Source organism: Dendronalium sp. ChiSLP03b (genome assembly GCF_034531165.2).
In the GTDB taxonomy this organism is placed as follows: Bacteria; Cyanobacteriota; Cyanobacteriia; order Cyanobacteriales; family Nostocaceae; genus Dendronalium; species Dendronalium minutum.
Genome location: NZ_JAVRBR020000075.1, coordinates 26656 through 38767 on the forward strand (window position 1 = coordinate 26656; position 12112 = coordinate 38767).

Sequence of the window (12112 nt, forward strand, 5' to 3'; positions counted from 1 at the left end):
TGGGAAAACTTAACTAATAGTTGCATTTTAATCAGGGATATAGTATGTCAAGCAGAATCATCCATCAGTCGCAAAACTTTCTACTTGATTTGTTAAAAGCAACCTACCAAAATCAAGAAGTACACCCACTTTTACAGCAGAACTTAGACAAACTCAATCATAACTTTGCTTTACTATTGCGAACATGGGCTGTTGAGCAGTTTAGCAATCAACCTACTACATCTCCTAAATTAGCAAAAATAATTTTCAAATTTAGTAAAATTATTCAGGTATTTGAACAAGGAAATCCTGTTATTAATCTGGAAATCGCGATCGCTGGTTATGAAGCAGTTCTACAGGTTTGTTCCCGTGAAGTTTGTCCACAAGAATGGGATAGTACCCAACAAGCTTTGGTGGTAGCTTATTATCAACGCCAACAAATTCTATGCAGAATAATTGAGGAATTCAAAGAAAATAATATCCAAAACCATAATCAGATAAATCTCCTGACTGAACAGCTTCAGCAGGAATTACAACAATCAAAACAGAAATGCGATGATTTACAAATAGAGATTACTCAGTTAAAGCAAGAAGCAAATACTTCTAATACTACTCATATAACATCTTTAACAACAGATTTAGAAGAACTAAAGCAGCGACATAGTTGTTTGGAAAAAAACATTACACAAGTTAAAACCTCATCTTTAATCGAACATTTCAATACCGCTATTTTTTATGATATTGAAAACCTGACGATGGGGAGAAGAAATCCTAATTTAAATTTTTCTCTCAAGCAGATTCAAAAAAGTATAGCAGACCTTAATCTAGTTAATAAAATTTCTATTCAATGCGCTTATACTAATTGGAGCGATCGTAGATTAAAGGTTCTCAAAAATGAAATTCAAGAACTTGGTATTGAACCAATTCAACTTTTTGATTATAGCTATAAAAAGAACGCAGCTGATATCCAACTAGCAATTGATGTCATGGAATTAGCTCATATTCGTCAAAATTTACAAGTATTTGTTATTGTTTCAGGTGATGGTGCATTTGCTTCTTTGGCAAAAAAGCTACATGAGTATGGAAAAACAGTAATTGTATGTGCTTATAAAAACCATACTAACAGAGTGCTTGCGGCTGTTTGCGATCATGTTATTTCAATACCTGAGCCAGAAACAGAAAGTGTAAATCAGAATATTAATTGGGTTGGGCCAAGAATTAATAGGAGAACATAATATAATATAATAGCAGTCCTATCTAAATATTAAGACTGGCGATCGCAGCAGTATCCATACCATCAATAGCAGGATACTGTTACAATTTTTTGCACCCGCGATAATTTACTACAATAAAATAGTCACACATCCGACCTCTGGAGTGCTAGCAGTGGGCTTATTTGATGATTTGAGTCGGTTTCTAGAAAACCGTTTAGAAGAATTCTTGCGTAACAATCCACATTTGGAGTTAGAGGCGCTGTTAGAGCAGCTGCGGCAGCAAGAAGAAGATACTTTAAAGTTGATTGCAGATTTACAAATACAAGAAAAGCGATCGCAAGAGGAAATTTTGTCCACCGCTCAAGAAATTCAGCGTTGGCACATCCGCGTGCAAAAGGCACAGAATGCTAATAGACAAGATTTAGCAGCTGCGGCGCAACAGAGAGAAGCAGCTCTACTGCGTGAAGGAAATCAGCGCTGGGGACACATGCAAGGGTTGAAAGAACGCATAGATCAATCTAAAGAACTACTGCGGAAAATTCAGGTGCGGCGACAAGAGGTACAAGCTAAAGCAGCTGAAGCACAGACAGCCCGCGCTAAAGCTCAAACCCAGCAACGCTTAGAAACCAATGGCTGGTGGAATCCAGCTAGCAGTTATTCCAGTGGATTTGATGAGTTAGAAGACAAGTTTCGCCGCTGGGAAACCCAAGATGAGTTAGAGCAGATGAAGCGTAATCTGGGTAAATAATCTGTTTTCAGTAAACAGTAATCAGCGATCGCTCTGTAAATTGTTCGCTAGTTACTGTTTACCAATTACCTCTTACAGAATGGTATTTAATTATATAAAAATTATTTTTAATGGTATTTATCTATTTTCTAGACTATAAGCATTTAAAAGATGAATTATTGAGATTTTATTTATTTTTTTAATTGAGCTTTAATTTTCTGATAAATTTGACTTAAGCCGATTTTCACAGCCTTTTTTTCCGTGTATCTATTCGGTATTTTTTGTTATTGCCGCAGTATTCCCTAGACGTTCCAAATGAGAACTGAGGCATGGAACCTACTATATTTTTAGATGTTTTAGCTAGCCTACAAAAATTATTTGTAGGTTACATACCAGCCGCTGTTTTGGGTAGTTTCATTGGATATTTAATAGGCATAAATGGCACAATCTATCAGGTATTAAAGCGGTTATTTGAAATACCACATAGTATCCCTCCTATAGTCTTGCTACCCATCTCGCTCATAGTGTTTAGAGAGAGCGAACCTGCAACCATAGTGATAGTTTTTATTGGCACTCTTTGGTCAACTATCATTAATACCGCAATAGGTATGCAACATTTTCGCAGACAAAATAATAACTTTCGGGCAGCTATTTTTCATACATTTCATGCTTTGAAAGTTGGCATTTGGGTAGCTTGGTTTACAGTTATTGCCACAGAAATGTTGATCGGGCCAAGAGGACTTGGCTTTCTCCTTTGGGATGCTTATAAAGCTGGCAATATTAATTACATCATCCAGATGATACTATACATTGCTATCATCGGTAGTTTAATGGATCAGTTGTTAGATTTAGCAGGAAATCTTCTCTCTCAGATTGCCTCTGACGGTAAAAAATCCTCTTAACAAGAAAGGCAGATGGCAGATGGCAGAGGGCAGAAGGGAAGATACCTTTTTCATCCATGGCGATGAGTTTTTTATGGAGACTGCCTTCTTTAATTGGTGGAAATTATCTAGCCTTGCGGATAGCACCCTGCCAGCTAATACTTTGTTTTGCGGAACGTCCTGCCAAAGAGCGAGTTGCTACCACTTCAACATCGACGTTGATACCGGGGCTGAGGGCATCAGCAGGAATTTTCAACTTACCTAAAGCGATAATAAAACGGTTATAGTCGCGGGTCACAAGTTCGGCAGGAATGTCCCCTTCATATTCAGTTTTATAGTCCGAGAAGCCACGAGAGTCATCTCGCGCCCGAAACTTTACTCGAAACTGAGTCTGAATTACGTCAGACTTGGCTGCTAAATCGACTATTTTCAAGTTCAAGTTTTGCCCTGCATCAGCAAATTCTGACACTGCTAACCGGGTAACATCTTTTTTGGGAATTGCATGGTTAACGGTAAACGTAGTCAAGTTAGCCTCGTTTTTGCTGCTACCATCAACCCACAAATCTTCAGGGAAAGTAACTTCCACTTGCTTACTATCCTCTAAACTCACTGTTATAGTTTCATTACCAAAGTTAGCAATGGGTTCTCTTTCCTGCCAAACCACTTGCAAAGCTTGTTCCAAACGCTGTTCAAATTCTCGGTACTCATCGGCAATGACAGAACCAGGGGCAAGTAGAGAAGTTGCTCCCTGACGAAGATTCCATTTGTTCTTTGAGAGGTTGAACTGTTTACCCGTCAGTTCAGAAACTGTTAGCTTTACGGTTGGAGCATCAGCTGCCAAGGGTTCTTTGCTGTTAACAATACTCAAAATTCCCAAGCGCCCTTGCTTGCCATCGCTACCATTGCTGCCGTCGCGCCCATGGCTGCCAGAATAACATCTGTAGCGTTTCTTAGTACATTTATGGTCGGGGCTACCAGGAGTCCCTTTGCAAGTTTCCACTTCCCAACTCCGCCTGCGACAGTTACAACCTGCTGTGCCATTGCCACCCCGACCACCTCTTCCACCTTCTCCTGGGGTAGCACGGACGAGAATGTTCCGTAAGTCTGCCAAATTGGTGTAATAGGCGGTGAGGGAACCACCATTTCCCCCATCTCCTCCTTTACCGCCATTGCCGCCAGCACTGCCATCTGGTGCGTTGATATCATGGTCTACGTTATCACGTTGGCGATCGCAGTTTGGTCTATAACCACGTTCGCCATCTTCACCATCCTCGCCATCCTCACCAGACAAGTCAAGATTTACTGGTGAACTATTGACAAAAATATTTTGGTTCTCGCCGTCACGACCATTTCTACCTGACCGACCATCATCACCTTTACGACCATCTGTGCTATATTCCCTACCTGCTAAATCGTATCTCTCAGAAGCAACTGCTGGACATAAAACTGAGCTAGAGGCAGGCAAAAAGCTAGTAGATAAGCAGAATATTAATAAAAGTGACAGTTTAATCCCAAAACCTTTGTCCATCAGGGTAAATCTAGATTGTTTTAATTACTCCTGACGGTGAATTACGAGAATTTGCTCCCTGTTGTCAAGTAGGGTTTGATACTGAGATTTTCTAATAAATCGGAATGGTTACTTTTATGTATTACGGATGCGATCGCATCCCTGAACACGTCATTAATGTTACTTTAGTTATTTGAGAACACTCTTATATATAAGGGTGACGACGAATTCACAATAACTCTGTATTAATAACTACTTATCTACCAGGAGCAAGCAAGATGGGATTCACTGATGATATTGCCAAGGTATCTGAACAAGTGCGTAAGCGAGCTGACCAAGTGGTTGGTGAAGAATCTACTAAGATGTCACTGATTGTTCCTTTTTTGAGCGCTCTTGGCTATGATGTTTATGACCCTAGCGAAGTAATGCCAGAATATGTAGCAGACTTTGCTGAAAGAAGAGCGCGGCAGCTTGAAAAGGTAGATTATGCTCTAGCTATTAACGGTAATATAGTTATGCTCGTAGAAGCAAAAGCTAGAGGTCAAAAAGCTGAAGTACATGATGGGCAACTTAGCCGTTATTTTAATGCTCTTGTAACAACAAAAGTAGCTGTAGTGACAAACGGTATTGAGTACCGTTTCTTCACTGACCTGCGTCACAAAAATATTATGGACAAAGAGCCTTTTTTTACTTTTAATATCTTTGAATATGACTCAAAAGATATTGATAACCTCAAATTCTTTCACCGTGACAATTTTGATGCAGTAGCTATTACCAGTCATGCTGAAGAAATGGTATATGTAAAAGGCATGACTCAACTTGTAGGTAATCTTTTACGTTCTCCTTCTGAAGAGTTTGTTCGCTTTTTAGTAGCTGAAATTGGTGCAGTTGTCCCTGGTTATGAAATTCAAGGTCGAATTACTGGCAGAGTTATTGAAAAATTTAAACCCATTGTCAAAAAGTCAATTCAGCAAAGTTTAGTAGAGTTAATGACACGCTCACTAAGCCAAGAAATTTCTCAGCCTGTTGAAATAGAAGTAGAACCAGAGATTGAAGAAGAAGAGGAACCTCAAGATCCTCAAGAATCAAAAATAGTTACAACGGCTGAGGAAATCACAGCTTTTGAACAAATTAAAGCTATTACGCAAATCTCAAAAAGCTACAGTTTTGAAGTTAAGTATAAAGACACTGCTTCCTACTTTGGTATAAATCTTGGTAAAACTACCTGGTGGTTTCTGCGGTTGTATCTGTCTTCGCAGAAAAAAAGTATTATTACCCGATTAAGTATAAATGAAGTCAAGTCCCTAGCACCAAATTTTGAAGTGCAGGAAATAACAGCTTCACTAGGAGATGCAGCATCAAAAGTAATCATTACCTCTGTGACTGATATTGATAAGCTTGCATCACTGATTCTCAGGTGTTATGAAGCAGAAGCAGCCAAGCACCAAACAATAAAAAAATCAGCTTAACTATAATTCTTTGCTTTATCGGCAGTTTCCATAAAAAAAGTGGTTCTGTTGAGTACAGAACCACTAACTCTTTTGCACAAAATTTATAACTTAGCGAGCCGTACCTTGAGCGGGAACAGCATCAATTGGTTTCATCATGTACAGCCGCAGCAACTGCCACCCATGTGAGATGAAAATTGGTAGCTTCTGGAAGAATTGCAGGAATTTTGGAGTGTTGGAGTTGGAAATCGCTGTCAATTTTTCGTTATTCTTGACACATACATCCAACCGTTGATAAAACTCTGGATTATCTACATCCAGCATTAACGGGAAGACTCTGCCCGCAGTTTCGTTGGTCTTCTTAATTACATAGATGTCGTATTCTCGCGCATCTAGTCCAAGGGTGGCATAAAAGTCCTTACGCTGGATGTCATTGAGATACATCGTTGCAAACACTGACAATAGAAAGAAACGGCTCCACAGCCTAGCCTTCCAGTCATTCAATATTTGTGGTTGGGCTTTCATGACGGCATCAAAGAAATCACCGTGACGGTTTTCATCCTGACACCAATTTTCAAAGAAGCGGAAAATTGGATAAACTCTGTCTTCTGGGTGCGCTTCTAGGTGACGATAAATAGTGATATAGCGCCAATAGCCAATTTTTTCTGAAAGATAAGTGGCGTAGAAGATGAATTTTGGCTTAAAAAAGGTATAAGCGCGACTCTTAGTCAAAAACCCTAAATCCAACGACATATTGAAGTCTGACAGAGCTTTGTTCAAAAAGCCAGCATGACGCGCTTCATCCCGTGACATCAGGTTAAAGCACTCTGCCAAGACGGGGCTTTTATCCTTCAATCGGCGACCGAGTTCTTTGTACAGCAAAAATCCAGAAAACTCTGCCGTACAAGAACGTTCTAGAAATTCTACGAACAATCGGCGAGTTTCCCCGTCAATATGATCCCAGGATTGTTCAAACTCGGCATCCCGAACGAAGTGATGGCGGTTGTAGTCGGTGCGAAACTCTTCCAAAATGGCTCTTAACTCGTCTTCATTGACGGAGATGTCCATCCGCGCCATCTCATCAAAATCGGTAGTGTAAAACCGGGGTGTTAACAGGGTTTCTTTTGCCGGGACTTTAATCCCTGGCCGCATTTCTTCAAAGCCTGGTTTTTTAAGGGAATCTACCATGTCTTGATTGCTCTTTTGCCTTTATTATCTTGAGTACACTAGAAAGCCAAAGGTAATGCTCTCACACGGTGCAGCAGCTGACAATAATTTATTTGTATAAAGTTCAGTCTACCAAGGTGTAGCCAGGAAACTGTTACATAAAACGTTAAGAGTTGCAACAATACATCAATAATTTGCGGAATCGAGAATCGAGAATTGGTAGCCAACTCAAGAATGAAGTATTAAGGTTGAATGATGAAGTATATCCCATATATAAATCTGCCGGCTTGACTGAAATAAGGGAGTGGGGAGGAGTCACTGCGTTGTTTTGGTTCCCAAAGTTGTAGTAAATGGCGTTGGGAAGTACGGAATATTCCTTTTTCATGCTTGGTTGTGGGATTTTCCTGTGATTGGCTGATGTGAAACAAAACGGCATAAAAAAACCATCTTAGACAACAAGAGTAAATCCAAGGGGTTGAAAACAAGATGAATCTTGAAAACAATCAGCATAAAGACCGTCTTCTTGTCTCTTACATCTTGTGTGCAGTTGGGTTTATGGGTCTGGGAGGGCTGCACCGTTTATACAATGGCAAGATAGGGACAGGTTTGTTGTGGCTGTGTACTGGAGGTTTGTTGTACGTAGGGCAGTTCGTCGATCTGTTTCTCGTCTCTAATATGGTTGACGATTACGAACTGAACCTGAGAGCAAAAGCAGGTCTATCTCCCTTGGGTGTACCCTTGAATAAAGCTGCGATCGCTACTCAAGTCTACCGTCCCACTGGTAACCAGCTCATGGTTAAACTGATTGAAGTAGCAGAAAGCAGAGGTGGTAGCTTAACTGTCACTCAAGGTGTGAAAACAACGGGAGCTAGTTTTGCTGAAGTAGAAGCTACTCTTAAAGAACTGCTGAAATCAGGTTATGTAAAAATAGATAACGACCCCATTACTGGAGCCGTCACCTACCATTTCCATGAACTTTAAAGTTATTAGTCAATGATTCGATGTCACTAATCTTTTGACTCTTGACTCTTGACTAATTTAGACCTAGCCACTTTTGACCGTTCAAACGCTGCACTAAGCCAAATACCAGTAGATCGAGTGTAATTTTGCGCTCATCGATGAGGAATGACTCAAGAGTGCTAGGTCTTTTGCCCTCATAACAAGAAAATCCTTTTTTCCCTTGAATATCTTCTTCAGGAAAATATAGATTAAAGTTGAACAGGCCCTTTTGCCAACTGCCAACCACTTGCCAGCACTCTTCGGCTGATTGAAAGCCAACGATGGGAACCTTCTGTTTTGCAAAAGATAATTGTAAATCTTTTACTCCTTGCTCAGCGATCGCTTTTTGCACAGCTGGCAAGTAGTCTTGCTGGATGAACTCTACAAACGGCTTGTCTTCAACAGAGGGAGCTTTCTCCTTTTTAGCAGTGGCTTTAGCTGCGGCAGGTTTTTCTCCTGCGTCGGATTTTTCTCCGGTGGCGGGTTTTTCTGCTTTTGCGGCTTTAGCTGCGGCGACCGATTTTTCTCCGGCGCTGGGTTTTTCTCGCTTGGGAGATGCAGCAGCTGGCTTAGCAGCATTGGGGTTAGTTTCTGGGTTTACTGCTTTGGGGTCTGGCGCGTTGGCAGTAGGAATGTCTGTCGCTTCAGGTGAGTCTGTACTAGGAGCGTGTTCTTCAGCGACACTGGGAGCCTGCTTGTCAACATTGCTGGGAGCCACTTCGCCAGCTTCATTATGATTTTTTTCTTCTGCCATTGCTCAGGTCAATCCTTAATTTAGCTTTCAGAGCGATCGCTCACCGTTAAGTAGTAAGTTACCTTTATTTTGACATTAGTCAATGGTCAACAGTCAACGACTTTGGACTCTTGACTGGGACGCGATCGCTTCCTTAATATCTCTTAGCAATTCATCAATTTTGGATTGGGTTGTATTCCAGGAACACATAAAACGCACTCCTCCCACACCAATAAAGGTATAAAATTGCCAGTTCTTACCTTTTAAGCTTTGAATAACATGCTCAGGTAGTTTGACAAAAACGGCGTTTGCTTCTCGCGGAAACATAATTTCAACGCTTTCTATATTTAATAGTTGATTTTCTAAATATTCAGCACATTGATTGGCATGTCGTGCATTTTTTAACCACGCGCCAGTTTCTAACAAACCTAACCAAGGAGCAGAAATAAATCGCATTTTTGAGGCTAGCTGACCGGCTTGCTTACATCGATAATCGAAATCTTCTGCTAATGCTTTGTTGAAAAAAAGAATTGCTTCACCTAATGCCATCCCATTTTTGGTACCGCAAAAGCATAAAACATCTACACCACTTTTCCAGGTCATTTCCGCAGGGCTTTTATTCATAGCAGCAACTGCATTTGCAAAACGAGCGCCGTCCATGTGAATCTTTAAGTTATACTTTCGCGCAATTTCTTTAATCCCCAGAAGTTCTTCAATAGAATATAACGTTCCTAATTCAGTTGATTGAGTAATGCTAATAACTTTAGGTTTGGGATAATGAATATCAGCACGCCTAGTTACTATTGCTTCTATTGCTTGCGGTGTTAACTTGCCATTTTCTCCTTTAGCAAGTAGCAGTTTAGAACCATTGGAAGCAAATTCAGGTGCGCCACATTCATCTGTTTCTATGTGCGCTGTCTCATGACAAATCACACTGTGATATGACTGACAAAGTGCAGCTAATGATAAAGAATTGGCTGCTGTACCGTTAAAGGTAAAAAATACTTCGCAATCAATTTCAAAGAGTTCTCGAAAATAATCTGTTGCTTTTTGAGTCCATTCATCATTACCATAAGCTGGCGCACTGCCTTGATTGGCTTGAATCATGTACTCCAATGCTTCCGGACAAATGCCAGAGCAATTATCACTCGCAAACTGTTCTGAGTGGCTACTCATAATCTCTACTTTCATGTAATTTACAAAATATTAGTTAACAATCTTGGCAGCAGTTCCAACTCAAAGGTAACACCAGTGATGAGAAGGTGTTTTAGGGGAACACTAAGGAAAAAACTACTGACGAAGAGGTTAATGATGCAGTTGAGTATAATTGACGAAAAATTGCAGATAGAATTTACATGTCAAGAGCAACTACTAGCTGTTCGCTTCCATAAACTTTGGGAAATACCACTTATCCATATCCAACAAGTTACGACAGCCGAACCTCAAAGCAATTGGAAAGAACTGCGTGCCCCTGGTAGTTTTGTGCCTGGATTAATTAAAGCTGGCACTTATTACACAAACCGGGGCAAAGAATTTTGGTATGTGAATAGAGAAACAAATTATTTAACCATTGAGTTACAAGATGAATCCTATAAGCGGATTATCTTCACTATTAACGACAATGAATTTTGGCAGCAAAGACTTAATGAGGCGATCGCTATATAATTAATCAAGCAAAATCTACCGAAAATATAGGGGCACTGTTTTGTGCCCCTAATAACAAACCTTGAGGATATATTTACTAAATAGTAGGTTTCACCTACGTCAGCCTCCAGCGACAGCAGGCACAATACTGACTTCATCACCATCTTTCAGGGCTGTATCTGTCCCTTCTAAAAAGCGGATATCTTCACTATTGAGGTACAAATTCAGAAAACGGCGTGGCTTTCCCTGCTCATCACACAACCGTGCTTTAATCCCAGGAAAGCTTTTTTCTAAAGACTCTAAAAGTTCAGCAATCGTACTACCACTACATTCTAGGGTAGCTTGGTTATTAGTAAAATTTTGTAGCGCAGTAGGAACTAAAACTGTTACAGACATAGAGATAGAAAGTTAAGAGTGAAGAGTGAGGAGTTAGGAATCAAGTTAAGAGTTAGGAGTTAGGAAAAAAACTCACAACTCATAACTCATAACTCCTAACTAAACGAGGACTTGTTGCCATTCCAAGCGATCGAGTGTACGAGAACGCTCAAGGGCACGTTCAAAGCTATCGAGTTTGGCATCAATAGTCAAGGGTTCGCCAATGTAGCCTTGTACAGCTTCTTGGGTTTTCAGACCATTGCCAGTGATGTAAACCACGGTAGTCTCATCTGGATCGATTCTGCCAGCTTCTACCAGTTTTTTCAGCACGGCAACAGTTGTACCACCAGCTGTTTCTGTAAAGATGCCTTCGGTTTCTGCCAGCAGCTTGATTCCTTCGATAATTTCTGCATCATTGACTGATTCAATATTACCGCCAGTTTTCTTAGCGATTTCAACAGCATAAATTCCGTCTGCTGGATTGCCAATTGCAATTGACTTAGCAATTGTATTCGGTTTCACTGGCTTAATAAAGTCGCGGTCTTGTTTAAATGCTTCGGCGATAGGAGAACAACCATCAGCTTGCGCGCCACTGAAACGGACATTTTTGCCTTCTACTAAACCGACTTCGACAAATTCTTGGAAGCCTTTATGAATTTTGGTAAATAGCGAACCAGAAGCGAGAGGGGCAACAATATGGTCTGGTAGTTCCCAACCCAATTGTTCGGCGACTTCAAATCCCAGAGTTTTGGAACCTTCAGAATAGTATGGGCGCAAATTGATGTTGACAAAACCCCAGCCATGTGTATTAGCAACTTCCGAACAGAGACGATTTACCTGATCGTAATTACCTTTCACTGCCATTAGGGTGGGACTGTAGATCAAGCTACCCAGAATCTTACCTGCTTCTAAATCTGCGGGGATGAACACACAGCAATCTAAACCAGCGTGAGCTGCGATCGCAGCTGTAGAATTTGCCAAGTTCCCTGTGCTAGCGCAGGAAACTGTAGTGAAACCCAATTCCCGTGCCCGGGTGAGGGCAACAGACACCACCCGATCTTTGAAGCTGAGGGTGGGCATGTTGACGGCATCATTTTTGATATAAAGCTTGTTTAAACCCAGGCGACGTGCGAGACGGTGGGAACGAACCAACGGAGTCATCCCGGTTCCCACATCAATCACATTGTCAGTTGCGACAGGCAAAAAGGGACGGTAACGCCAAATAGAATTCGGCCCAGCTTGAATTTTTTCACGAGTGACAGTGCGACGTAGGGCGCTGTAGTCATACAAGACTTCCAGCGGGCCAAAGCATAACTCACAAACATTGCTGGCTTTGAGTTCGTATTCTGCACCACATTCCTTACACTTCAAGGATTTAAATGTGGCGGTGGTTGCTGGGGTAGGTGTTGTTGTTGCCTGAGTCATAAACTAGCTTTCC

At 40.9% G+C, this 12112-nt stretch carries 12 protein-coding genes; 6 read left to right on the forward strand and 6 right to left on the reverse strand.

Translation table 11 applies throughout. The features are described 5' to 3' along the window. Positions 1 to 89: 89 nt before the first annotated feature. The 3 genes from RMY31_RS18990 (at position 90) to RMY31_RS19000 (ending at position 2822) form a co-directional block, all read left to right on the forward strand. Positions 90 to 1214, forward strand: coding sequence for an NYN domain-containing protein (locus RMY31_RS18990; RefSeq protein ID WP_322658078.1), 1125 nt, complete (start codon positions 90 to 92; stop codon positions 1212 to 1214). Between the two features lie 151 nt (positions 1215 to 1365). Next, positions 1366 to 1941, forward strand: a complete 576-nt coding sequence (locus tag RMY31_RS18995) for a TIGR04376 family protein (protein WP_322658079.1) — start codon at positions 1366 to 1368, stop codon at positions 1939 to 1941. 308 nt (positions 1942 to 2249) lie between these two features. Next, entirely contained in the window at positions 2250 to 2822 is a 573-nt protein-coding gene (locus RMY31_RS19000) for a nitrate transporter (protein ID WP_322658080.1), read from the forward strand. Positions 2823 to 2925: 103 nt separating this feature from the next. On the opposite strand, the gene RMY31_RS19005 is transcribed toward RMY31_RS19000, so the two are convergent. Beyond that, positions 2926 to 4329, reverse strand: a complete 1404-nt coding sequence (locus tag RMY31_RS19005; RefSeq protein ID WP_322658082.1) for a collagen-like protein — start codon at positions 4327 to 4329, stop codon at positions 2926 to 2928. A 257-nt stretch (positions 4330 to 4586) separates the two neighbouring features. Here RMY31_RS19005 and RMY31_RS19010 point away from each other — a divergent pair, with 257 nt between their 5' ends. Beyond that, entirely contained in the window at positions 4587 to 5777 is a 1191-nt protein-coding gene (locus tag RMY31_RS19010; RefSeq protein WP_322658083.1) for a type I restriction endonuclease, read from the forward strand. A gap of 90 nt (positions 5778 to 5867) precedes the next feature. On the opposite strand, the gene acsF is transcribed toward RMY31_RS19010, so the two are convergent. Further along, positions 5868 to 6944: a magnesium-protoporphyrin IX monomethyl ester (oxidative) cyclase gene (gene acsF / locus RMY31_RS19015; protein WP_322658084.1), complete on the reverse strand. Its 1077-nt coding sequence runs from the start codon at positions 6942 to 6944 to the stop codon at positions 5868 to 5870. Between the two features lie 465 nt (positions 6945 to 7409). Between acsF and RMY31_RS19020 the strand changes: the two genes are divergently transcribed. Continuing rightward, positions 7410 to 7904: a TM2 domain-containing protein gene (locus RMY31_RS19020; RefSeq protein ID WP_322658085.1), complete on the forward strand. Its 495-nt coding sequence runs from the start codon at positions 7410 to 7412 to the stop codon at positions 7902 to 7904. 52 nt (positions 7905 to 7956) lie between these two features. Here RMY31_RS19020 and RMY31_RS19025 read toward each other — a convergent pair whose 3' ends face one another. Beyond that, positions 7957 to 8676: a DUF2996 domain-containing protein gene (locus RMY31_RS19025; protein ID WP_322658086.1), complete on the reverse strand. Its 720-nt coding sequence runs from the start codon at positions 8674 to 8676 to the stop codon at positions 7957 to 7959. Between the two features lie 93 nt (positions 8677 to 8769). Further along, a complete protein-coding gene (locus RMY31_RS19030; protein WP_322658087.1) occupies positions 8770 to 9831 on the reverse strand; it encodes a low specificity L-threonine aldolase in 1062 nt (353 codons plus the stop codon). Between the two features lie 135 nt (positions 9832 to 9966). On the opposite strand from RMY31_RS19030, the gene RMY31_RS19035 reads away from it, so the two are divergent. Beyond that, positions 9967 to 10320 (forward strand): hypothetical protein, encoded by a 354-nt coding sequence (locus RMY31_RS19035; protein ID WP_322658098.1) that lies wholly within the window; start codon positions 9967 to 9969, stop codon positions 10318 to 10320. Positions 10321 to 10419: 99 nt separating this feature from the next. Here the strand turns inward: RMY31_RS19035 and RMY31_RS19040 are convergent, their stop codons facing one another. Beyond that, positions 10420 to 10695: a MoaD/ThiS family protein gene (locus RMY31_RS19040; protein ID WP_322658088.1), complete on the reverse strand. Its 276-nt coding sequence runs from the start codon at positions 10693 to 10695 to the stop codon at positions 10420 to 10422. A 99-nt stretch (positions 10696 to 10794) separates the two neighbouring features. Further along, on the reverse strand, positions 10795 to 12099 hold the full coding sequence (thrC, locus tag RMY31_RS19045; RefSeq protein ID WP_322658089.1) for a threonine synthase: 1305 nt from the start codon (positions 12097 to 12099) through the stop codon (positions 10795 to 10797). Positions 12100 to 12112 lie beyond the last annotated feature (13 nt).